Here is a 23,446-nt window from a genome sequence, read left to right on the forward strand (position 1 = left end):
TGTTTGCCCGCCGCCCCAGCACTGCCCTCCGGGGAACCCCCCGTACCCAAGAATGCGAAAAGGCCGGTAGCGGTTGAGCTACCGGCCTTTCCGAGGATGCTGTGCCTAGCTGGTGCGCACCCGCAGGCCCGGGTTGTCGGAGAGCACCGTGCTGATCGGCTGCGCGAACAGCTGCGGGGTGTTGCCGGTGATCAGACCGATCAGGTTCGGGATCTCGCAGATCGGGTAGTCGGCGACCGAGGAGGCGCTGGAGATGCCCAGGGCCAGGGTGCCGGTCACCAGCGGGCCGCCCGAATCACCGGGCAGGGCGCAGATATTCGACGAGAACGACTGGGTGAGCAGGCGGTCGCCGACCTGGACGGACTGGTCGACTGCGTTCACCACGCCGCAGCTGAAGCCGGCGCGCGCGCCCGACTTGCAGACCGGAGCGCCCACCACCGGGACGGCCACACCGGTGACGGTGATCGGGGCCGCGTTCGGGACGCTCACCAGCGGGTTGGAGAAGCTGTCCCGGAACTGGTCGTTGATGCCGATGATCGAGTAGTCCTGGTTGCCCAGCACCGACTTCTGGAACGAGCCCATCTGCGGGCCCAGGCTCTCGCCGACCAGCTGGAACACGCCCGGGGAGTTCGCGCCGCCGGTGGCGGGGATGTTCGGGTTGCAGTGGCCCGCGGTGATGTTCACGACGTTGCCGTTGCCGTCCACGCCGTTGAAGCCGAGCGAGCAGCGCAGCGACATGCGACCGGCGACCGAGGCGAACGCGTCACCGGCGGCCATGGCCCGCGGGCCGGCGCCGGCGATCTCGGCGGCCTTCGGCACGTCCTGGCCCTCGCCGCCGACCGGCGGGGCGGCCATCACGATGACCCGGGCCGGGTCCACGAAACCGGGCAGCGGGATGTCGGCCTTGTCGACCCGCACCGCGATGCTGTTGTTCAGGGTGTCGACGGCCACGCCTCGGACCGACTTCGACACCGACTCCGGCTGATCCTTCAGCCACTGCTGGAAGGCGTTCTTCTCGCCGCGCAGCGTGGTCTCGCTCTTGGCGACGTCCTTGGCGACGAAGCCGGCGTCCTGCACGGCCTTGCGGGCCTGCTCGTGCGCATCGCCGGGAGCGAGCGCCACGATCGCCTTGCCCGTCTCGTCCAGCCAGGCGCCACCGAAGACATCCGGGAACTGCCGCTGCGCGGTGGTGGCGAAGGTGGCCACCTTCTGCGCGACGTCGGCGCGGTTCAGGTAGTCCTGCGGAGAGATCTTGAGATCGCGGGTGATCGCGGCCACCAGTTCGGCCGGCAGATTCGGGGTCGCGGGGGTTTCGGGCTCCGCGTGCGCGCTCGCCGCCAAGGGTCCGGCGACGAGTACCGCGGTGGCCGCGATCGCCGCAGTTCGGACAAGGGACCGCGGCCGTCGGCCCGCGGCAGGCATGGAGGAGCGCATACGTGGCAGGAGCATGGCCCCGACTATATGGTGTCGGGACCGTTATGCCTACTTATTGCCAGGTGACGTTTCGGTATTCGCAGGGCAAACAGCGGGCATGTCAGATTGACACCCAATGAGATGGATGTCCGATTTTCGCGGCCCGTCGCCGCGGGCCGCGAATCCGCGACTCAGTGCCGATCACTCACGCGTGCGAGCGCGTGCGCACCTGAATTCCACTGCCCACACCGCCACCGGAATTGGCGTCGATATCGGTCAGAATCGGGCGCAGCGGGATACCCAGCGATGCGGTGCCGCCGTACTGCGCCAGCTGTGTGTTGGCTTCGTTGCAGTTCGGAGCGTCCGCCGCATTCGAACCACTGGTGATTCCCAGCGCCAGCGTGCCGGTCACGATCGCGCCACCGCTGTCGCCGCCCAGAGTGCAGGCGCTGGAAGCGAAACCGCGGATCGTCTTCGACTGGCCCTCGGTGGTGTACAGCTGCGTCTCCACCCGATCCGCCACCACGAAACCGCAGGTGAAGGTGGACGACTGGCCCGACTTGCAGACCGGGGCGCCGGTGATCGGGTCGGCCACACCGGTAATGGTGAGGGTGGTGCCATTGGCGCCGCGCACCGACGGCTGATCCATGCCGGCCCGCACCGCGTCGTCATTGAGCTTGATCACCGAATAGTCGAGCGCGCTGCGACCACCCAGGTTCGCGGTCACGAAACTGCCGACCTTCGGGCTGGCCAACAGGTTTTTGACATTCGGCAGATACACGTCGGCGCCGGTGCCCTTGTCGACATTCGGATTGCAATGCCCGGCACTGATGTTCAGGGCATTACCGGCCGAATCGACACTGTTGAATCCGAACGAGCACACATCCACGCCGTGCAGCGACGAGTCGAGCGGTGTCGGCGCGGTGATGTAGGTGTCGCCGCCCATCGGCCGCCGCTCCACCGGGCCGCCCGAGTTCGGCGACAGGATCACCTTGATATTGGCGATCAGCGTGGGCAGATTCAGCAAATGGCCGCCGGGGGTGTTGGCGACACTGAGCACCAGCTGGCTGTTGAGGAAGTCGATGGCCACCGAATTGATGGCGCCGGAGATCTCGCGCGGCAGCCCGGTGATCCACTGGTTCAGCTGATCGACCGAGTTCTCCAGGCCGTCCGCGCTGATCGGGGCCAGCCGGGTCTGGTAGCCGTCGGCGGCCGCGATCTTGGCGGCGTCGAGGGAGGTGACGGCCAGCACCGGCTTGCCGTCGGTGCCCATCCAGGCGCCCGCGAAATCATCGGGGCGCTGGGTGCGGAAGTCGGTCGCGTAGTTCCGCAACTGCTGGGCCTTGGCCGACCGGTCCAGATATTCGGCGGGCGTCATCTTCAGATCGCGCTGGATGGCGGTCACCAGCTCGGCCGGAAGACTTTCGGCGGCAAGCTGATCCGGGGACGCCGGCTCGGCGCCGGCGGTGCTCAGAAGGGGACCCAATAGGACGGTCGAGGCAACGGCGACGGTGGCTGCTCGGACCGTGGCGCGGCGCGCCGTGAACTTGCGCATGGAGTCCCTTCGTAGTGCACCCAGCAGACCGACCCTTCCAGGCCCGGGATCCGGTTACCTTCCGGAAGGTCGGTCAGCGCACCACTTTAGGGCACAAACCTCGGAAGGTCGCTACGAAATCAGCGCTGACTCTGTCCCCACGGGTCCTGCAGCACCGGGGCGGGCGGCAGACCGAAGGTCGGCACCGGCGGGTACTGGTAGACCGGCGGATACGGACGGGTCGTGGTGGGCGGCGTGGTCGCCGGAACCGGCGGCAGGGTGGTGGTCGGCTCCGGTGTGGTGGTCGGCGGGGTGGTGGTGGCCGGCGCTTCGGAGGTCGCGGGGGCGTCGGCCGGATCGACGGGCGCGGCCGCGGTCGGATGCAGCGAACCGGTGGGCGGCAGCAGCGGCGGCGCCACCCCCGCGGTGGCGGCGTCCGGCTCCGACCGCACCTCGCCGCGCGGCGGGCCGGGCGTCGAGTCGTCTTGGCGCAACACCGCAGCCACCCCGATGCCACCGAGCAGCAAACCGATCAGCGCGGCGATCCCGGCGATGATGTACGGGCCACGACTGGCGCGCGGCGCGTGCCGGACCGCGGGCGCCGGAATCGAACGGGTCACCGCCGGTTCGGCGGCGGTCGCGGCCGGGACCGCGGCGACAGCGGCCGAATACGCTTGGGCCATCGAGTCGGAAGCCTTCAGCGCGGGCAGCACATCGGTGACATCGGCGGCGTTGACGGCGGACGCGGTGGCATCGGGCGGCGTCAGCCCGGCCGGGGTGGACAGCACCGCCGCCAGGGCCGCACGGGCCGCGTTGTAGGCGAGGGTCTTGCCCGTCTCCGCGTCCGCCTGCGGTAGGTCGCGCTCGCTGACCAGCACCACCGACTTCAGGCCCAGATAGTCGAGTGCCTCGCGCAACGAACGCGCGTGCGCCTCGGTCCAGCCGGTCGGGTGGGCCAGATAGAACTCGGCGGGACCGTTCAGATGCTCGGCGGCCTGGCTGATCAGGCAGAAGACCGCGGTGGCCATCAGGTCCTCGGCGCGGTAGGCCTCGCCGTCGTCGACCGGCAGCCCGGCCGGGTCGCCGACCGCGCCGACGAAGCCGCGAATGGAGTGCGTATAGCCTTCCGGCGCCTCGCCGCCGAGCACGGCGTCCCCGTCGTCGGACATGTGCAGCACGGATTCGCGGACGGTGTAGTGCACCGGGAGCGTGGCGTCGTCGCCCGTCACCACGGCGACGACGGATTCGTCGTCCGCGATCCGCAGGCCCACGCCAGTGGCCATCGTCGTTACCTCACTCGGTGCGTCCGGTCTCTCCGCGCCGAGGTCAGACGAGGAGTGAACCGTGACCCATGGCGCGAAGCATTGACAATAACTCCGAACGCGAGCTCGCACCGATTCGACGTCGCATCCGGGCCACGTGATGTTCCACGGTTTTGGCCGAGATGTAGAGCCGAGCCCCGATCTCCCGGTACGTCAAACCGAGCAGCACCAGTTCGGCCACTTCACGTTCGCGTTCGCTCAGCACGGTATCGGTGACCGGTTCCGGGCGTGCCTGCGGGGCCGCGGGCTCGGGCGCCCGCACCGGCGATTCCGACGGCCGGGACTGCGCACGCACCGTGCGGGCCAGCTTGAGCAGCGCGGTCGCGGTGGCCGAATCGCCCGCCGCCAGCGCGGCCTCACTGGCCAGCCGGGCGGCATCCCAGCGCAGGCCGAGCCCGGCCAGTCGCGACACCGCGCCCTCCACCCGATCCCGCACCACCTGACCGCGCAACACCAGCACCCAGGTGCGGCCCGCGTCGGCCAGCACCGCGGCCTGCGGATCGCCCGCGGACGCGGCCGTCTTCAACCGATGCGCGTGCGGCAGCAGGGCTTCCGGGCTTTCCTGGGCGATGGCCGCCTGAATCGCGTACCAGTGGAAGGCATTCGACCAGACCGGCGGTTCGCCGAGCTGACGCAGCAGTTCGTCGGCGGCGGTCACCAGCGCGGTCATCCGCGCCTCGTCCCGCAAACGGATTCCGGCCAGCCACAGTTCACCGATGGGCAGCAGCGCCAGCAGGTCCGCGCCGACTTCGTCGAACAGCGGGTATGCCGCCTGCCAGGTCATGGCGAGGGCGGCATGGTCGCCGCTGCGGCGGGCCAGGCCGACGATCACGCCGTGCGCCAGCAGCCGATCCCGCGGATCCAGTTCCGCCACCCGGACTTCCGACATCAGCGTCGCCGCACCGTGTTCGTCGCCGCCCAGCATGGCGACCCACGCGCCCAGTACCAGGGACTGCGGATCGCGGGACGCGCCGCGCAGGGCGTCGGCGGCGCGCCGCGGATCACCCATGCTCAGGCACAACAGCACCGCGATCGACACCGCCGAGCAGGGCAGGAAACGATCGCCGCCGTCATCGGCCGGCGCCGGGCCGGAGTGCGCGGCGTGAATCAGCGCCGACGCCGCCGACACGGCCGCGCCGCGGCGGGCCTGCGCCGGGTTCGCGAAACGCTGACCGGCCAGGGTCGCGGGCGGGACCGCCCGCATCTCGGCGGTGAATCCGGTTGGGGCCGACGCGGTACCGAAGCCATTGGCCTGCGTTGTGGTGGCGGTGGACGGCGCGGCGGTGACCGCGGGGCGCGCGTCGCCGCCCGGCATGCCCGTACCGCCATTGCGCTCTGCGACCGCGTTGAAGGCTCCTCGTTCGGAGGCCCCGGTCGTGGCCGGGTTCGGCCCGGGCCGGGAGCGGTCGAGAGCGCCTGGGGCAGCGGGGTATCCGGTGCCGCCGCGGCCGTTGCCCGCAGCGCCGGACGGTGTCGGGTACTGGATTCCGTTGTGGCCGTGCCCGATTCCGTGCGCGTTCGCACCGGTCTGCGTCGCGCCGGTCCGCTGGGACCCCGGACCGCCGGGCAATCCGATCGAATCGGACAGGGCGTGTGCGATGGACCCGGCCCGCGAGGTGGCCTCGGTGGGCGGCCACTGCCCGGCATTGACCGAGAGCTCCTGTGCGCCACGGGCATCGCCGGACAGGTAGAGCACGGTTGCCGCGACCGCCCAGTCCGCGCCCACCCGGGCGGGCCCGAGCCAGGTGTAGAGCTGCGCGGCCCGATCGGCCAGGCCGCGCCGGGTCCAGACGCCGGCGCAGACGCGGACCGCGACGGCCAGGTCGGCAGGCGCGATCGCCGGATTCGCGAGGCTCGGTTCGGCCAGCCGCAGCGCGGTGTCGCCGTCGCCGTGGCGGGCGGCGGCATCGGCCCAGCGCACGGCCAGGGCCTCCGGATCGGCGCCGGCGGCGGCCGCGGCCGCGTAATACCGGACCGCCTCGTCACCGGCCCGTTCCGCGGCGGCGCACAGGAACCCGGCCAACCGCTCGTCGCGGACACCGGATTCGGCGAGCAACAGCGCGGTGTGGTCGCGCAGCAGTCCGGCGTCCAGGCGGGCGTGCAGCAGGCGGCGGGCCACGGTCAGGAAGCGGCGGTCACCCACCAGGGTGCGCAGCGGCGCGACCGCCGGGGCCAGCAGCAGGTCGGCGTCGGTGACCAGGGCACTGCCCCGGGCCCGGTCCACCAGACCCTGCGCGGCGGCCGGGGCGATGTCGAGCACCTCGGTCAGTTCCCCGGTGTCCAGGCCCGCGCCGATGGCCGCGACCACCAGGGCGTCGAGCAGGTCGGGGTCGGCGTCGTCGAGCCGGGTCCGCGCCCACGCCGTCACCGCCTGATCGACGGCGGTCACGCCCGCGTCCAGGCGGGTCGCGCAGGCGGCGGTCAGGGCGGCGACCACGCCGCCGTGGATGCCGCCGGTCTGCCGATGAATGTGCTGCGCCAGGCCGCGCGGCACCATCATGCCCAATTCCCGTGCGAACGGGGCGATCTCGGTGGCGCCCAGGGCGCGCAGATCGATCACCCGGCCGCGGCGGGCCACCAGATCGGTGAGCCCGCGCAGGCGCGGGTCGTGCGGGCGCGGACGCAGTCCGATCACCACCGGGAACTCCCCGGCTTCGGCGGCGGCGCACAGCTGATCGAACTCGGCCGGGCCGAGCGTGTGCGCGTCGTCGACGATCAGGGCGATCCGGGGGCGGCCGGTGAGGTCCTCGGCGCGGTCCGCGCCCGAGGGGCGCGGCGCCTGCGCCGGATGGTCGGTGAGCGCGACGCCGCGGGCGCGCAACCGCGCCCGGATCGCGCCCAGCAGGGTGGACTTACCGGTGCCGGAGCGGCCGCGGATCAGATACAGCACCGCACCGGAATCGCCGGAATCCAAGTCCCGGAATATCTCTCGCGCGCCCGGAAGGGAATCGAGCGCGACTGGGTTAACGCCTGTCACGAGGAACCAACTCTCAGCGGCCGGTATGCGGAGCGATCGGGGGAATCGCGTTCCCGAGTCCGTCAACGGCGTTGTTCAAGGCTCCCGTGGGGAGCTGGGGCGCCGGCACCTGCACGGGGGCGGGGACCGGGTTGGACGGCAGCTGCATGGTCTGCACCGGCGGCTGCTGCTGCGCCGGGGCGGGCTGCTGCGGCTGGGGCGCGGGTTGCGTCTGCTGAGTCTGGGGCGACTGCTCGGGCGCCGGATTCTGTTGCTGGGCAGGGGTGTCCGACTGCCCGCCCGGTGCGCCCGCGGGGGTGGCCTGCGCGGGCGAGCCGGGCTGGGTGCCGCCCGGCTGGGTGGCCCCCGGCTGTTGCGGCGAGTTCACCGCGGCGATCGGACTGCCCTGCACGGGCGTGCCCGGCGTGCCGGAGGGGGTGACCCCGCCGTTCGGCGCGGGCGTGTTCAACGCGACCGCCGAGGTCGAAGGGGATTGCGTCCCTCCGGTATTCGCGGGCGTGGACTGGGCGCCGGTGCCCATGGCCAGCGAGCCGGTCGCGACCGCGGCCACCGCGATGGCGGCGGCGCCGATCACGGCCAGCCGCTTCCAGTGCCGGAAGCCGCCCTCGGCTTCCGCCTCTGGCAGTTCCGGTAGCACCGGAATGCGCGGCGCGGCAGTGGTTTCCGCGGTCTGCTCGACGCGGGGGGCCGCGGTCGGCGGTTCGGCGGCAGGCTCCGGTAGGGAGCCGGTCCGGACGCGGCGGGGCAGGCCCGCCGTGGTGCGTGGGGGCGCCAGGGCGGTGTCGGCCTCGGCGTGGATCGGACCGCCGATCGCGATGGCCGGGTGCGCCTCGGTTTCGGTGATGTCGGCGAGCAGGTCGGCGGCCAGCAGGGCGGCGCCGTGCGCGCTCAGGTGCGCCGGATCGGCGGCGGCCGCGACCGGGACGCCGAATTCGGTGGACAGCACCTCGGTCACCAGCGGGATGCTCGCGCCGCCGCCGATGAGCAGGAAACCGTCCAGGTCGGCGGTGGTGAGTCCGGCCCGGCGCAGCGCCTCGCGGACCAGGTCGGTCGAACCGAGGAGCGGACCCCGCAGCAGCTCCTCGATATCGTCGCGAACCAGTCGCACATCGGCGACACCGAGCATGGGCAAACGCACCGGCACCATGGTTGCCGTATTAGTGGAAAGAGTTTCTTTCGCAATTTTGCAGCGAATCCGGAGCTCCGACAATTCTTGTTCCACCACCGGGTCGAAAGGATCGAAATCCTTTTCGCCGACCGCATAGGCGAGGACATAACGCATCGTCAGCAGATCGAATTCGGAACCCGCCACGGTGGTGGTCCGGACCGGCTCCCCGAGCAGGCCCGACATGGCGCCCGTCCGGGCCACCGAGACGGTCAGTCCGGTCGCGCCGAGGTCGTACACCACCATCGCGCCGTCACGGCTGGACCCGTGGACATCCTGCAGCCAGCGCATCGCCGCCGCCGGTTCCGGGACCAGGGCCACGTCCTCCAGGCCCGCCGAATCGAGCGCGGTCCGCTGCACCTCCACGGTGTGCTGCGACCACCAGGCCGGGTAGCAGGCGACCGCGGCGCCCGCCGGGCCCATGTCCGTCACCACGCGGCCGATGGCCCCCGCCACCAGGTCGGCGGCGCGGACGGCGGAACCGTCGCTGGTGCGGATGTCCACGGGATCCCCGACCCGGGACAGGAAACTGTCCGGAAGCTCCGTCTCCGAGCCCAGCGTGCTGGGCCGGGTATGCAGCTTGTGTTGTCCCCCCGAAGTTGTCACGGCAACCGTGTTCGACGACCCGACCGTGATGCCGAGCGCCAGCCCCTGACTCATTCGAGTTCCCCTGTCATTACCGGACACGCGGTGGGTGATTCGCGTGCCGCTCGAAAGCTCTTGGTCCGATATGTCTGAAAACCCGCTGTTAGGCCGGGCGGCCCACCGAGCCTGTCGGTAGCTGGGGGGCAACCGTTACCGATTCCCCGGCAGGTTTGGGGAAATTCCCCTAATGTTTGCCCGACCCCCAAGGTCGGCGATGGGGAAATCGGGGGAGTTCACCCCTTACGCGTAACAACTCGTCTTCCTAACGTGAAAGGCAATTCGAGCAGTGCGGGTCAGCGGGGCCCGCCCCACCAGGGAGACGATTCAACATGAGCCCCAACGCGATTCTCGAGTTCATCCTCAACCTGCTGCGCGACCACGAAGCCGCCGTCAGCTACTGCAACAACCCGGGCGCGGCCCTCACCGCCGCCGGCCTGGACACCGTGACCCCGGAGGACATCGCGGCCGTCGCGCCGATGGTGGCCGAATCCGCGCTGGTTGCGGGAGGTTCGCAGCTGTCGAGCATCATCGCCGCGGGCGGCGCCACCGGCCTGGGCGCGGGCCTCGGCACAGATGCCGGTCTCGGCGCCGACGCCGGCCTGGGCGCCGGACTCGGCGCGACCACCGGAGCCGGCGCGAACGTGGGCCTCGGCGGTACCGCCGCGGTCGGCGACAACGCGGGCCTGAACCTGGGCGCCGCCACCGTCACCGCCACCCAGGTGTGCCTGACCGGCGACGCCGGCACCGGCCTCGAGCTGGGCATCTCCAATGGAATCGGCGGCGTCGTGGACGCGGCCGCCGGCCTGGGCGCGGGCCTGACCGCCGGGCTCGGCGGGGCGCTCGGCGTGGCCGGTGACGTCGCCACCGGCGTCGAAGCCAACCTGGGCGGCGTCCTCGGCGCCCAGGCCGCCGCCGACCTGACCTCCGCCCTCACCGGCGGCCTGGCCGCGGGCGCGGGCCTGCAAACCGGCCTCGAAGGCGCCATCGACGCGGTCACCCAGGGCGGCGCGGGCCTCACCACCGGCCTGACCGGCGCCCTCACCACCGCCGCCGATCTCGAGACCGGCCTCGGCGCGGGCATCAACGCCGCCGTCAACGCCGCCGCGGGCCTGCAGACCGGCCTCGGGGGTGCACTGAACACCGGCTCCGGCGCGGGCCTCGCCACCGGTATCGACAGCGCGCTCAACGCGGGCCTCGGTGTGCAGACCGGCCTCGGCACCGCCGCCAACGCGGGAGTGGGCCTCGGCGCGCAGGTCGGCAGCGGCCTGGAGACCGGACTGTCCGGCGCGGCCGACGCCCTCCTCGGCGCGGGCACCCAACTGGGCGCGGGCCTCGACACCGGCCTGCACGCGGGCGCGGATCTCGGCACCCAGCTCGGCGGCGGACTCGACGCGGGCCTCGGCACCACGATCGGTGCGGGCACCCAGATCGGCGCGGGCTTGCAGACCGGCCTGAACACCGCCGCCGGTGCGGGAGCCGGACTGGGCGCACAGCTCGGCGGCGGTCTGGACACCGGCTTGCACGCGGGCGCGGATCTGGGCTCGCAGCTGGGGGCTGGCGTGAACAGCGCGGTCGGTGCGGGCGCGCAGCTCGGGACCGGTCTCGACGCTGGTCTGCACACGGGTGCGGATCTGGGTGCGCAGCTGGGTAGCGGGCTCGGTGCGGGCGTGAACAGCGCCGTCGGCGCGGGCGCACAGCTCGGGACCGGCCTCGACGCCGGTCTGCACACGGGTGCGGATCTGGGAACGCAGTTGGGTGGCGGGCTCGATACCGGACTGCACAGCGCGATCGGGGCGGGTACTCAGGTCGGCGCGGGTCTGGAGACCGGGCTGGGTGGTGCCGCGAATGTGGGCACCGGGCTGGGCGCGCAGGTCGGAAGTGGTTTGGAGACGGGCATTTCCGGTGTGGGCGGTGCGGCGACCGGGATCGGTACCCAGGTCGGCGGCGGGCTCGATGCCGGACTCCACGGCGCGGTCGGGGCCGGAACGCAGATCGGGTCGGGCCTGGATGCCGGGGTGCACTCGGCGGTCGGCGCGGGTACTCAGGTCGGGGCCGGGCTCACCGGGGTCGGGAACGCGGTGGCCGGGATCGGCGGCGGACTCGATACCGGGGTCACCGGGGCGACTCAGGTCGGCGGCGCGGCGCAGGTCGGCAGCGGACTGGATGCCGGGTTGCACGGCGGCAGCGCGGTGGATGCCGGGTTGCACGGTGCGGGCACGAATCCCTGGGCCGGCGTGGATGTTTCGCAGGCCTTCGGCGGCGGCGTGCACACCACCGGTCCGGACGCGTCGCTGTTCGCCGACGGCGGCGCGCACACCGGGGTGGATCTCGGGACGCACGCCGGTGGCGACATCGTCGGTGACATCCTGCACTCGTGACGGGAGTTATGACAGGCATGGTGGTGGCGAATCCGCTGTTGACGATGGTCTCGGAGACCATCGCGGTGGCGCGGGCCGCGGAGCGCGGAGATCTGGTCGCCCGGCTGGAGACGGTCGCGGGCAAGGTCCGCGATCCGCGGCGCCGGATCCTGGTTGCGGGCTTGGGGAATCAGGGCAAGAGCCGATTCGTCAACGCCCTCGTGAACCTGGACGTGTGCCCGGTCGCCGATGACGTGGCGACCGCGGTGACCACCGTGCTGTCCTACGGCCCGCAACCGCGCGCGACGGTGGTCGCGGCGGGCGCGGACGGCGGCGAGAACACCCGGGAGCCGGTGCCTTTCGAGACGGTCCCGGCCCTCACCGCGCGCAGCCCGCAGGGCCGGGCGGTGTTGCGCCTCGAGCTCGAGGCCCCGAGTCAGCTGCTCGCCGACGGCATCGTCGTGGTGGACACCCCCGGACTGGGCGTGCACGGAACCACCGGCGCGGCCGGGGTGCTCGCGCAGGCGCCGGCCGCGGACGCGGTGCTGGTGCTGACCGACGCGTCCACCGAACTCACCGATCCCGAAGTCGATTTCCTGCGTCAGGTGCGGGAGTTGTGCCCGGCGGTCGCGGTGCTGGTCACCAAGATCGACCTGTATCCGCACTGGCGGCAGGTGTTCGAGGCGAACCGGAAGCATCTGCGCGTCAACGAGATCGAGCTGCCGATGCTGCCGGTGTCGGCGCTGCTGCGTGCGCACGCCATGCGCCTGCAGGACGAGAGTCTGGGTCGTGAGTCCGGTTTCGGGCTGGTGTTCCAGTTCCTGCGTGAGCAGGTGGTGGCGCGGGATCAGGCGGCCCTGCAGCGCGCGGTCGCCCTGGACATCTCCTCCGCCGCAGAGCATCTGGCGCTCGCGCTGGGTTCGGAGCTGGTGGCGTTGCGGGATCCGGCGCGGGGCGCGGCGGCCATCCGGGAATTGCATGCCGCCAAGGCCGAGGCGGAGAAGTTGCACCGACACACCGCCGCCTGGCAGCAGACGCTGGGTGACGGCATCACCGACCTGGCCGGCGACATCGATCACGATCTGCGGAATCGGCTGCGCGATATCGCCCGCACCGCCGAGGACTGGATCGACGACCACGATCCCGGCAAGCACTGGGACAGCATGGACGAATGGCTCACGGCCACCGTGGGTTCGGCGCTCGGCGACAACCTGGTGTGGACCGGCACCCGCGCGGTGAAACTGGCCGAGCAGGTCGCCACCCACTTCACCGACCTGGGCGCGGTGGATCTGCCGGAGGTGCGGGACACCCTCGACGACGACTCCCGCACCGAGTCCTGCACCCTCGCCGATCTGGAACCGGACCTGGGTCTGGGCCACAAGCTGCTGGTGGGTGTGCGCGGCTCGTACGGCGGCGTGGTGATGGCGGGCATGGTCGGCACCATGGCGGGGATGGCGCTGATCAACCCGCTGTCGCTGGGCGCGGGAGTGCTGTTGGGCGGCAAGGCGTTCAGCGACGACAAGAAGGCTCGGCTGGCCAAGCGCCGCGCCGACGCCAAGCTGGCGGTGCGCCGCTATCTCGACGACATCGCCTTCCACAGCGGCAAGGAGACGAAGGACCGTCTGCACCGGATCCACCGGCTGCTGCGCGATCACTTCACCGCCATCGCCGAGCGCACCCTGCGCTCGATCGACGAATCGCTGCGCGCCGCCCAGGAGGCCGCGAACGTGGAGGCCGCCCGCGGCACCGAACGCGCCGTCGAGCTCGAGCGCCGCCTGCGTGTGGTCGGTGAACTCCGCCGCCACGCCGGGGCGCTGCTCGGCCCGGGGACGCACGACGCGTTGACCTCGGCCGACCGCACGCAACTCCCGCCCGGCCGCTGAGTCCCCGCCCACCAGGCCGCAGGGGGTCTTGGTGTGCGTTGGCGGGCGGTAGGTAGCCGTCGGCGGGAGCCGGGCGCGGCGCACCGGGGCCGGGTCGGGGTGATCGGCCGTGGCCCGGGCAAGATCGTGGTGTGGCGGACGGAGTCGCGGCCGGCGTCGGCGCGGGCCGGTTCCCGGGACTGGGAATCGGCTGTGAGACCTGCTGGGGTCTGATAACGATTCCGCGTGTCCGGGCGAATGCCTTGCGGATGCGTGGAGGTGCGGTGTGTTGAGCGGTGTCGGATACGGGCTGGTGCCGGAGACGCGCGGGCTGGTGGCGGCGGCGCGGCGGGCGCTGGGGGAGCGGCCGCGAGTGCGGGGTCAGCTCGACGAGTGCGCGCGCCGGCTGGACGAGCCGTTGCGGGTGGCCTTGGCCGGTCAGCTCAAGGCGGGCAAGTCGACCCTGTTGAACGCGCTGGTCGGGCAGGACATCGCGCCGACCGACGCGACCGAGTGCACGCGCCTGGTCACCTGGTACCGCAATGGGACCGCGCCGCGGGTCACCGCGTACAGCGCCGACGGTGCGCGCGCCGATGTGGTGGTGCGCCGCGGTCGTGGGGCCGAGGGCCTGCCCGGCGCGCACGGCCTCACCTTCGATCTGTCGGCGTTGCGCTGGAATTCGCCGACGCCGCGTGAGGTGGATCAGCTGGCGGTGGAGTGGCCGTCGGCGGAGCTGGCGCAGACCACCATCATCGACACCCCCGGCATTTCGTCGTTGTCGCGCGAGGTGTCGGCGCGCACGTCGCGCCTGTTGACGCCCGGCGGTCCGGGCCCGGCCCTGCCGCCCGCCGACGCCGTCCTCTATCTCTTGCGTCGGCTGGACGCCGCCGATGTCGACTTCCTGGAGAAGATCGGTGGCGGGCAGAGTGGCAGTACCGGTGCGCCGCAGAGTTTCTCGGGTCCACTTGGTGTTGTGGGCGTGGTGTCGCGGGCCGACGAGATCGGTGCGGGCCGCATCGACGCCTTGCATTCGGCCCGTGATGTGGCCACCCGTTTCGCCACCGAGTTGGAGCGAACGGGCCTGTGCCAGTCGGTGATTCCGGTGGCGGGTCTGCTGGCGTTCGCCGCCGCCACGCTCCGGCAACGCGAGTACGACGCGTTCGAGGCGCTGGCCGCCATCCCGGTCGACGAGTTGACCACCGCCCTGCTTTCGGCCGACCGTTTCGCCCACCCCGACCTGCCGCTGCCGGTTCCCGCGGAATTGCGTGCCCATCTGACGGCGCGTTTCGGCCTGTTCGGTATCCGCCTGGCCGTCACCCTGATCCGCCTGGGTGTGCGCGGCTCGCAGGCGCTCGCCGCCGAACTCTCCAGCCGCAGCGGCCTGGACGAACTCCGCACCGTCCTGGACGTCCAATTCGCCCAGCGCGCAGACGAACTCAAGGCCCACTCCGCCCTCACCGCCCTGGCCCGCATCCTCGCCGCGAACCCCGGTTCCACCGCCGACGCCCTGCTCCCGCGCGTCCGCACGCTTCTGGCCGACGTCCACGGTTTCGCCGAACTCCGTCTCCTGGCCCATCTGCGCGCCGACGAATTGCCGCTCCCCCCTGACGATCTGGCCGAGCTGAACCGCCTCATCGGCGGCACCGGCGTGGCCCCCACCCTCCGCCTGGGCCTACCCGCCCACACCGACCTACACACCCAACGCGACGCGGCCCTGGCCGCGGTCCACAAGTGGCGCTCCCGAGCCCGCCACCCCCTCGCGGACCAGTTCACCGCCAACGCCTGCCTCACCGCGGCCCGCAGCGCCGAGGGTCTCCTGGACATCCTCCACGAGCCCCCGACCACCCCGTTCCCGGCGCTGCGCCCCGGCCGCTGACGTGACCGGCGCCGCGTCAGGGCGCGGTGCGGTCGCTGCGGGGGTCGATGAGGATCTTGGCGTGGTGGTCCGGGGAGGCGAGGGTGGTGAAGGCGGTGTCGATGCCTTCGAGGCCGACCGTGCCGGTGATCAGGGGTGACGGGTCCACCTTGCCGTCGGCGATCATGTGCAGGGTGTCGCGGAATTCGCCGGGGTCGTAGCCGAGGACGAAGCGGAGTTCTATTTCCTTGTTGATGGCGGTGGCGGGGTGGAAGGCGTCGGATTGCATGCAGACGCCGACGACCACGACGCGGGTCAACGGGGGTGCGGCGGTGAGGATCTGGTCGATGATGCCGGGGACGCCGACGCATTCGAAGACGACCGGTCCGGAGGGGCCGCGATCGAGGGTGTGGGCGGCGCGGAACAGGTACCACCAGGGGATGTCGGGGATCCGGCGGAGGCGTTCCATGGCGTCGAAGCCGAGGTTGAGGATGTCGGTGACGCCGCTGATCCGGGACTTCTTCGGCGATGCGTCCCAGGGGGATTCGGTGGCCGGGTCGACGACCACGTCGGCTCCGCAGGCGGTGGCGAGTTCGCGCCGGCGGGCGGAGAAGTCGCTGGCGACGACGGTGTGGACGCCCGCGGCCTTCAGCATGGAGATGACGGCGAGGCCGATCGGGCCGCAGCCGATCACGAAAGCGGTCTGGCCCTTGGTGATCCGGCTCTTGCGGACCGCGTGCCAGGCCACGGCCATGGGTTCGGTGAGGGCGGCGTGGTCGGGGGACAGGCCGTTCGGGACCTGGAAGGTCACGGGTTCCTGGACGAGGACCTGTTCGGCGTAGCCGCCGGGGGCGTGAGCGGACAGGCCGGTGAATTCGGGCCGGCGGCCGGTGCGCAGGATGGGCATGGCGACCACGGGGGTGCCGGGCTTCCAGCGGCGGCGGGTGCCGGGGCCGTATTCGGCGATCTCGCCGGTGAATTCGTGGCCCATGACGATCCGCTGGTCGGAACGCATGAACCGGTCGTAGCCGGTGGCGGCGGCCAGATCGGCGAGTTCGTCGCAGTGCAGGCGGGCGTGCAGGTCGGAGCCGCAGATGCCGCAGCGGGTGACGGAGATGAGCACTTGGCCGGGCCCCGGGACGGGTGCCGGGAGGTCCTCGACCTGGAATTCGCCCTTGCTGACCACGGCCGCGCGCATGACTGGCTCCTGTCGGAAGTCGGTGATCTGTCTGGATTCTTCACCGGAACGGGCCGCGGGTCCGGTGGTTTCACCGAACCCGCGGCCGTGTCGGTGCTCAGACGCCGACGAGCTCCTCCTCCTCCGCCATCTCGTGCTGTTCGAGCCGGGTGTCGCGGGGCAGTGCCACGAAGCCGAGGCAGACGAGCGTCATCAGCCCCATGCCCCACCACAGCGTGTACTGGAAGGTGTGCGCGAAGTTGACCGCATTGGCGTCTGCGCCCGCCCGCGCGAGGATCTGCCCGACGGCCGGGTCCGCCGGAGCCGACTGGCAGCTCGCCGGAACCACCGACGGATCCACCTCGCCCGAGCGATCCCGTACGCACGCCCGGAAGTTCGCGAGGATCTGCTCCTGTGCGGACCCGGGCAGCCCCGCCGCCGCCAGTTCGGTCCGTGTCTGTCCCGCAACGGAATCCACGCCGCGCGCCGAATCGTGATCCAGCTGCCCGAAGAACAGGATGCCGACCAGTGCCACGCCCAGCGCCAGTCCCAGCTGCTGACCGGTGTTGAGCAGCCCGGACGCGGCCCCGGCCTCACGGTCGGGAATCTGCCCGAGCAGCATGTCGATGGTCGGCGCGACCACGATGCCGAAGCCGATGCCGGTCACCAGCAGCGGGAACACCATTTGCCATGAGGCGAAATCGGATTCGTAGTAGGTGGCCAACGCGCCGTACAGCGCGAACCCGCCCGCGGTGACCAGCCCGCCGGCCAGCAGCACCCACTTGCCGAACCGCGGGGCCAGCGCGCTCACCGAGACGCCCGCCCCGATGCCCGCGCCGACCGCGAAGAACACCGAGGTGAGTCCGGCCCGCATGGGCGACCACCCGAGCCCGGCCTGCATGAACAGCGTCCAGATCAGGAAGAACCCGCCGAATCCGATCCAGAACAACAGCCAGCTGCTCAAGCCGATGGTGAACGGCCGCGACCGGAACAGGTCCAGGTCGATCAGCGGGGATCCGGCGGTGCGAGCCCGCCACCGCTCGTAGACCAGGAAGGCGCCGAGCGCCGCGGCCGACGCGCCGATCATGACGAAAGTCCAGGCGGGCCAGCCCAATCGGCGTCCCTCGGTGAGCGGATACACCAGCAGCAGCACCGCGGAGATGGCCAGCACCATGCCGATGATGTCCAGCCGCGGCGCGTGCGCGGACCGCGAGTCCCGCATGACCACCGCGGCCGCGCCCAGTGCGAGCAGGCCGACCGGCACGTTCACCAGGAAGATGGGCCGCCAGCCCAGGTCGAACAGATTCCATTCGACGAGCAGCCCGCCCAGCGACAGCCCGACCGCGGACGCCGACCCGCCGACGCCGCTGTACACGGCGATCGCCTTGGCCCGTTCCTCCTTCGGGAAGGTGACGCGGATGATGGCCAGGATCTGCGGCACCATGAGCCCGGCCATCGCGCCCTGCACGAAGCGGGATCCGATCAGCATCGCGGGCGAGGAGGCGAGACCGCAGGCCAGCGAGGCCGCGGTGAATCCGGCCACGCCGAGCAGGAACAGCCGTTTGCGGCCGTAGATGTCGCCGAGCCGGCCGCCGGTGATCAGCACGGCCGCGAAGGACAGCACGTAGGCGGCGATGATCCATTCGATCTGGGAGTAGGCCGCGCCGAGGTCCTTCTGCACGCTGGGCACGGCGACATTGACGATGGTGACGTCGAGCAGGTCCATGAATCCGGCGGCCAGCACGACGGCGAAGGCGATCCAGCGGCGTGGATCGAGGGTGGGGGTGATGTCGGTATCCACTGCGAACTCTCTTCGATTCGGTGTGGGGTGGAGGTCCACTTCAAACTATGCACCTGAAGTGATTATCAATCAAGAGGGCAATCATGGCTTGGGCATTGCTGTACCCTGTACGGGTGACCGACGCTGATCCCGAGAACTCGCCGCTGTTCGAAAGTGCCGCATTTCTGTTGGGGCAGTTGGGATCGCACTCCGCGTACCGGTTCGAACAGCTGCTCGCGCCGCTGGGGATCAAGCCACCGCAGTACGGCACGCTGCGCCTGCTGGAGGCCAACGACGGGCGGACGCAGCAGCAGCTGTGCGACCTGCTCGGGATCCATCGCAACGTCATGGTCAGCCTGATCGACGCCCTGGAGAAGCGGGGCCTGGTCGAGCGGCGCCGGCACCCCGCCGACCGCCGCGCCCACGCCGTGCACCTGCTGCCCGCCGGCCGCGAGGCCATCGCCCGTGCGGCCGAGCTCGCCGATCGCTTGAACGCCGAACTGCTCGCCCCGCTGGAGCCCGAGGATCGGCCGCGAATGCTCGCCATGCTGCAGCGCATCGCCATCGGCACCGGCCTGACCCCGGGTGTCCATCCGGGCCTCACGCTGGGCCCGGGTGCCCTGCCGATGTATGACCCAGGTCACAGCTGAGTCCGGTCACAAGCCGTCCCGGCGCGTGTCCAACCAGGTGTAGGCAACTCACCCGGAAGGACACCACGATGGCCACCATCGACGTGCTGGACTCGTTCATCGACTACACCGACACCGGCGCCGCGCACGCCGGCGGGGAGATCCCCGTCGTCTTCCTGCACGGCAACCCCACCTCGTCCTACATCTGGCGCAATGTCATCCCGCACGTGAGCGGCGAGACCCGCGTCCTGGCACCGGATCTCATCGGCATGGGCGCCTCCGGCAAGCCCGACAGCGACTACCGCTTCGTCGATCACGCCCGCTACCTGGACGCCTGGTTCGAGGCCCTGGGCCTGGAGCAGGTCGTGATCGTCGGCCACGACTGGGGCGGCGCGCTCGGAATGGACTGGGCCGCACGGCATCCCGGACGGGTGCGCGGCATCGCCGTGGTGGAGACCTTCCTGCGGCCGATGACCTGGTCGGAGATGCCGCCGCAGGGCGCGGAACTGTTCCGCCGCTTCCGTTCCCCCGAGGGCGAGGAGATGGTGCTGGAACGCAATATGTTCATCGAATTCAACCTGCCCAACTCCACCCGAACCCTGACTCCCGAGGCCCTCGACGCCTACCGCGCGCCGTACCCGACCCCGGCGTCCCGCAAGCCGATGCTGGTGTGGCCCAGGGAGTTCCCGCTCGACGGCGAGCCCGCCGACGTGGTCGCCATCATCGAGAACTACGACGCCTGGATGGCCGCCAGCCCGGCGGTGCCCAAGCTGGTCATGCACGTCGAGGACGGTGTCGGCCTCGGCTCGCCGGAGGCGATGGACTGGGCGATGCGGACCTTCGCGTCGGCCGAGCTCGCGAATATCGGCCCGGCCGGGCATCACTGCCCGGAGGATCAGCCCGACGCCATCGGCCGGGCGGTCGCGGACTGGCTGCGCCGGCACACGCTGCTCACCGCGCCGGCCGTCGCCTGAGCGGTCCCGCTGACGGCCCCGCGATGTCGGACCCGGTCCCTATGCTGGCGGTATGGACACCGGATCGGAGATCGACGAGCGCGATCTCGTCGCGCGGGCCGTCGGGGGCGATCGGGCCGCGGTCGCGGATGTGGTTCGGCTGCTACAGGATCCGATCTACCGGCTGGCGCTGCGCATGGTGTGGCGGCCCGCCGACGCCGAGGACGCCACCCAGGAGATCCTGCTGCGCACGGTCGGCCATCTGGCGAGCTGGCGCGGCGAGGCCAAACTCACCACCTGGGCGTACCGCATCGGCGTCAACTACCTGCTGAACCTGAAACGGCAGACGCCGCAGGAGGCGCAGCAGCTGAGCCTGGACCAGTTCGGCGAGGGGCTGCGGGACGGTTTGGCGGAGGAGGACTATCGCGGTCCGGAAGCCACCCTGCTCACCCACGAGGTCCGGCTCAATTGCAGTCAGGCCATGCTGCAGTGCCTGGGCCGCGACGAACGCGTCGCCTACGTGCTCTCCGACGTCTTCGAGGTCAGTTCGGAGGAGGCCGCCTGGATCGTCGGCGCAACGCCCGCCGCGTACCGGAAACGGGTGGAGCGGGCCAAGAAACGACTCGGGAACTTCTTGCAGTCGACCTGTGGACTGGCCAACCCCGAAGCTTTCTGCCGCTGCTCGCGGCGGGTGGAGAAGGCGGTCGAACTGGGGCGGGTGGATCCGCGCCGCCCGGCCTTCGCCGCGCATCCGATCACGCCGGGCGGGCGTGGGGTGGCCGAGGCCGAGCGGCAGATGATCCGGTTGCACGACGCCGCGGCCGTGCTGGGCGCGCACCCGGATTACGCCGCGCCGCAGGCGAAGATGGAGGCCATCGCCGGGCTGCTGCGTTCGGGCCGGTTCCCGCTACTGGAGTGACGCGGAGGCCCCGTATTTGCGTTCGTACGCCCACGGTGCGAGTTCGGCCGTCACGTCCGGCAGGTCTGGGGTGGCGTCGCAGTCCGAACATTCCAGGCGCACACCGACTTTCCCGCCGCAGCCGGTGTGCCGGTAGGTGACCGGCGGGCCGTCCGGCGCGGCCCAGCGGTCGCCCCAGGCGGTGAGCGCGAGGAGGACCGGCTTCAGGTCGAGTCCCTTGGCGGTGAGCAGATATTCGGGGTGCCCGCCGGCGGTGCCGGCGCGCTGCTCGAAGATTCCGGCCTCGACGAATTCGGCGAGCCGTTTGGTGAGGATGTTCGGCGCGATGCCGAGCGCACGCTGGAACTCGGTGAACCGGGTCATGCCGGCGAACATGGCATTGCGCACGATCAGCAGGCTCCAGCGCTCGCCCACCAGCTCCAGCGTGCGCGCCGCCGAGCACACCTCCCCGTCGTACATGCGTCCCAACATGTCTCCAGGGTACTTCTCTGCTTGTGTGATGCAAGCAACGTCGCTATCGTGATGAAAGTAAGTTCTCGCGAGACCGCCGACTCCGACCCTTGTCATGTCCGTCAGAAAGAGCTGGGACCTGCTATGACCGATCAGAACTTCACCACGAGCATCACCGTGGACCAGACCCCCGCCGAGGTCTTCGCGGCCGTCCTGAACGCCCGCGGGTGGTGGTCGCCCGGCATCCGCGGCGGCACCGAGCGGAAGGGCGACCGCTTCGTCTTCGAGGCGCCCGGGGTGCACCGCAGCGAGATCGAACTGACCGAGGTGGTGCCGGACCAGCGCGTGGTGTGGCTGGTGCAGGAAAACCACATGACCTTCATCCAGGACCAGACCGAATGGGTGAACACCGAGATCCGCTTCGACATCGCCGCCACCGACGGCGGCACCGAACTCACCTTCACCCACGTGGGCCTGGTGCCCGACTACGAGTGCTACTCGGCCTGTTCCCCGGCCTGGACCTTCTACATCACCGAGAGCCTGCGCGACCTGGTCACCACCGGCGTCGGCCAGCCCAGCGAGTTCCCGGGCCAGATCGAGGCGGAGGCCGCGGCCGCGGCCGCGCGCGGCTGAATCACAGGTCGTCCAGCAGCTTTCGCGCGAGCGGCACCACCAGTCGCGCGAAGCGCTGCACCTGATCGACGTCGAATCCGGGCGGCCAGTAGACGAAGGTGTCGAAGCCGGCGTCGCGGGCCAGTCGCACGATGATGTCCGCCCATTCCTCGGGTGAACCGTGAATCGGGTCGGTGCCGTGGGGATCCGGGTGCAGCGCCCGGTCGCTCACCACGCCCGGCAGCGCCGCCAGCCGGGCGATGGCCCGCGGGTCCCGGTCGTGGGCGCGGGCCGCGGCGTCGATGCGGGCGTTGGCGGCGGGCCACTGGTCCCACGGCAGCCAATTGGGCAGCGGCGCAACCCATCCGTCGGCCGCCGCGCCGATCAGGTCGAGGGCGTGCGGGCCCATGGCGCCCAGCCAGATCTCGATCCGGTGCGCGGGTGCGGGCCCGCCGTCGATGCCCTGCACCGTGTATTCGGTACCCACCACCGAAACCGGTTGTCCGGTGCGCCATTCGGCCCGGATGATCGCCATGCCTTCGGCGATGGCCATGAGCGCGGACCGGCCCTTGCGGGCGGGCCCGCCCATGGCGACCACGCCGCTCTCGAAAGCCCCGGTGCCCAAACCCAATTCGAAGCGTCCGCCGCTGAGCAGGTCGAAGGTGGCGGCTTGTTTGGCGATCATGGCGGGGGTGCGCAGCGGCAGGTTCGCGACGCCCGGGTAGAGGCTGACCCGTCCGGTCGCGGCCAGGCAGGCCCCGATCACCGCGAAGGCGTCGCCGAACTGCGCGTTGTAGGGGTGGTCCTGGATGCCGACCAGGTCGAGTCCCTCGGCGTCGGCGGCCAGGGCCATGTCGATGACATCGGGCAGCGCGGACGCGACGGGCGGTATCGAAATACCGAACCGTGCCTTCATCGGACCTCCTCTACCAGCGGAAATCGATGCTTCTGATCTTCGTGGGCGGCCGGGCGCAACCCCGGCATTTCGGGCGTCTACACGCATCCCGGGCGTGTCTGCGCCGCACCTCGGCCGGTGTGTACGTCTCGGGGCGGAACGCGGGTATTGCCGGCGGAGAGACACTGGTATTGCCGACGGCGAGAGGAGGCCGGGGCCGATGAACGAGCAGGACACGGTGCGCGCGCTGCTGGACCGGGCCGGGTCCGGCTACGCCGCCGACGCCGGAATCCGCCTCGCCGACAAGCCCGCGCCGCTCTACCAGCTGCTGATCCTGGCCCAGCTGCTCAGCACCCGCATCTCGGCCCGCATCGCGGTGGCCGCCGCCCGCGAACTCCTCGCCGCCGGCTACACCACCCCGCACCGCGTGGCCGAGGCCGAATGGTCGGACCTGGTCGCCGCGCTCGGCCGCGCCCACTACGTCCGCTACGACGAATCCACCGCGACCCGCCTGATCGCCAACGCCGCCCAGCTGATCGAGGACTGGCACGGTGATATGCGCGGGCTCGCAACCGAATCGGGCCGTGAGCCCGCCGAGCTGGCCCGGCTGCTCCAGCGCTTCGGGGGCATCGGTCCCGTCGGCGCGGATATCTTCCTGCGCGAGGTGCAGGACACCTGGACCTGGATTCGCCCCTATTTCGATGAGCGGGCCCGCCGCGGCGCGAGTGAACTGGACCTGCCGGCCGATCCGTCGGCGCTCGCCGCCCTCGCTCGGCCCGGTCACGTCGCCGAGCTGGCCGCGGCCCTGGTCCGCGTCACGCTGGAGCACGGCCTGAAAGATGACCTGGGAATCCGATAGGTCACACCCTGCGGGCATGAAAGAAGGCGCGCGACAAGAACG

The 23,446-nt window shown here is 71.2% G+C and carries 17 protein-coding genes; 8 read left to right on the top strand and 9 right to left on the bottom strand.

Features of this window, described 5'->3' with window-relative positions:
* Nucleotides 1-105: 105 nt before the first annotated feature.
* From ACYVKL_RS22250 to ACYVKL_RS22270, 5 genes are all read right to left on the bottom strand, one after another.
* Nucleotides 106-1,449, bottom strand: coding sequence for a S1 family peptidase (locus ACYVKL_RS22250; RefSeq protein ID WP_379165590.1), 1,344 nt, complete (start codon nucleotides 1,447-1,449; stop codon nucleotides 106-108).
* A gap of 169 nt (nucleotides 1,450-1,618) precedes the next feature.
* Nucleotides 1,619-2,968, bottom strand: a complete 1,350-nt coding sequence (locus ACYVKL_RS22255) for a S1 family peptidase (RefSeq protein WP_379165591.1) — start codon at nucleotides 2,966-2,968, stop codon at nucleotides 1,619-1,621.
* Between the two features lie 119 nt (nucleotides 2,969-3,087).
* Nucleotides 3,088-4,230 carry a hypothetical protein gene (locus tag ACYVKL_RS22260; protein WP_379165592.1) on the bottom strand — a complete coding sequence of 381 codons (1,143 nt, stop codon included), beginning with the start codon at nucleotides 4,228-4,230 and terminating at the stop codon, nucleotides 3,088-3,090.
* Between the two features lie 43 nt (nucleotides 4,231-4,273).
* Nucleotides 4,274-6,769 carry a LuxR C-terminal-related transcriptional regulator gene (locus ACYVKL_RS22265; RefSeq protein ID WP_379165828.1) on the bottom strand — a complete coding sequence of 832 codons (2,496 nt, stop codon included), beginning with the start codon at nucleotides 6,767-6,769 and terminating at the stop codon, nucleotides 4,274-4,276.
* 490 nt (nucleotides 6,770-7,259) lie between these two features.
* The gene (locus ACYVKL_RS22270) at nucleotides 7,260-9,071 is read right to left on the bottom strand and encodes an Hsp70 family protein (protein ID WP_379165593.1); all 1,812 of its coding nucleotides are present in this window, start codon (nucleotides 9,069-9,071) and stop codon (nucleotides 7,260-7,262) included.
* A 314-nt stretch (nucleotides 9,072-9,385) separates the two neighbouring features.
* On the opposite strand from ACYVKL_RS22270, the gene ACYVKL_RS22275 reads away from it, so the two are divergent.
* The 3 genes from ACYVKL_RS22275 (at nucleotide 9,386) to ACYVKL_RS22285 (ending at nucleotide 15,151) form a co-directional block, all read left to right on the top strand.
* On the top strand, nucleotides 9,386-11,434 hold the full coding sequence (locus ACYVKL_RS22275; RefSeq protein WP_379165595.1) for an IniB N-terminal domain-containing protein: 2,049 nt from the start codon (nucleotides 9,386-9,388) through the stop codon (nucleotides 11,432-11,434).
* 8 nt (nucleotides 11,435-11,442) lie between these two features.
* The gene (locus tag ACYVKL_RS22280) at nucleotides 11,443-13,296 is read left to right on the top strand and encodes a dynamin family protein (protein WP_379165829.1); all 1,854 of its coding nucleotides are present in this window, start codon (nucleotides 11,443-11,445) and stop codon (nucleotides 13,294-13,296) included.
* Between the two features lie 268 nt (nucleotides 13,297-13,564).
* Nucleotides 13,565-15,151, top strand: a complete 1,587-nt coding sequence (locus ACYVKL_RS22285; RefSeq protein ID WP_379165596.1) for a dynamin family protein — start codon at nucleotides 13,565-13,567, stop codon at nucleotides 15,149-15,151.
* A gap of 16 nt (nucleotides 15,152-15,167) precedes the next feature.
* Here ACYVKL_RS22285 and ACYVKL_RS22290 read toward each other — a convergent pair whose 3' ends face one another.
* On the bottom strand, nucleotides 15,168-16,328 hold the full coding sequence (locus ACYVKL_RS22290) for a zinc-binding dehydrogenase (protein ID WP_379165597.1): 1,161 nt from the start codon (nucleotides 16,326-16,328) through the stop codon (nucleotides 15,168-15,170).
* Nucleotides 16,329-16,425: 97 nt separating this feature from the next.
* Nucleotides 16,426-18,108 (bottom strand): MFS transporter, encoded by a 1,683-nt coding sequence (locus tag ACYVKL_RS22295; protein WP_379165598.1) that lies wholly within the window; start codon nucleotides 18,106-18,108, stop codon nucleotides 16,426-16,428.
* 113 nt (nucleotides 18,109-18,221) lie between these two features.
* On the opposite strand from ACYVKL_RS22295, the gene ACYVKL_RS22300 reads away from it, so the two are divergent.
* From ACYVKL_RS22300 to ACYVKL_RS22310, 3 genes are read left to right on the top strand one after another with little or no spacing between them, the layout of a single operon-like run.
* Nucleotides 18,222-18,737, top strand: a complete 516-nt coding sequence (locus ACYVKL_RS22300; protein ID WP_379165599.1) for a MarR family winged helix-turn-helix transcriptional regulator — start codon at nucleotides 18,222-18,224, stop codon at nucleotides 18,735-18,737.
* The gene (locus tag ACYVKL_RS22305; RefSeq protein WP_379165830.1) at nucleotides 18,734-19,690 is read left to right on the top strand and encodes a haloalkane dehalogenase; all 957 of its coding nucleotides are present in this window, start codon (nucleotides 18,734-18,736) and stop codon (nucleotides 19,688-19,690) included. The genes ACYVKL_RS22300 and ACYVKL_RS22305 overlap by 4 nt, the downstream gene beginning before the upstream one ends.
* Before the next feature lie 52 nt (nucleotides 19,691-19,742).
* On the top strand, nucleotides 19,743-20,588 hold the full coding sequence (locus ACYVKL_RS22310; RefSeq protein WP_379165600.1) for an RNA polymerase sigma factor: 846 nt from the start codon (nucleotides 19,743-19,745) through the stop codon (nucleotides 20,586-20,588).
* Here ACYVKL_RS22310 and ACYVKL_RS22315 read toward each other — a convergent pair.
* Complete coding sequence (locus ACYVKL_RS22315; RefSeq protein WP_379165601.1) at nucleotides 20,577-21,059, bottom strand: winged helix-turn-helix transcriptional regulator; 483 nt, start codon at nucleotides 21,057-21,059, stop codon at nucleotides 20,577-20,579. The genes ACYVKL_RS22310 and ACYVKL_RS22315 overlap by 12 nt on opposite strands.
* Before the next feature lie 123 nt (nucleotides 21,060-21,182).
* On the opposite strand from ACYVKL_RS22315, the gene ACYVKL_RS22320 reads away from it, so the two are divergent.
* Nucleotides 21,183-21,671, top strand: a complete 489-nt coding sequence (locus ACYVKL_RS22320; RefSeq protein ID WP_379165602.1) for an SRPBCC family protein — start codon at nucleotides 21,183-21,185, stop codon at nucleotides 21,669-21,671.
* 1 nt (nucleotide 21,672) lies between these two features.
* Here ACYVKL_RS22320 and ACYVKL_RS22325 read toward each other — a convergent pair whose 3' ends face one another.
* The gene (locus ACYVKL_RS22325) at nucleotides 21,673-22,566 is read right to left on the bottom strand and encodes an LLM class flavin-dependent oxidoreductase (protein ID WP_357189224.1); all 894 of its coding nucleotides are present in this window, start codon (nucleotides 22,564-22,566) and stop codon (nucleotides 21,673-21,675) included.
* 199 nt (nucleotides 22,567-22,765) lie between these two features.
* On the opposite strand from ACYVKL_RS22325, the gene ACYVKL_RS22330 reads away from it, so the two are divergent.
* A complete protein-coding gene (locus tag ACYVKL_RS22330; protein ID WP_379165603.1) occupies nucleotides 22,766-23,404 on the top strand; it encodes an HhH-GDP family DNA glycosylase in 639 nt (212 codons plus the stop codon).
* Nucleotides 23,405-23,446 lie beyond the last annotated feature (42 nt).

It is taken from the genome of Nocardia tengchongensis, assembly GCF_054781395.1.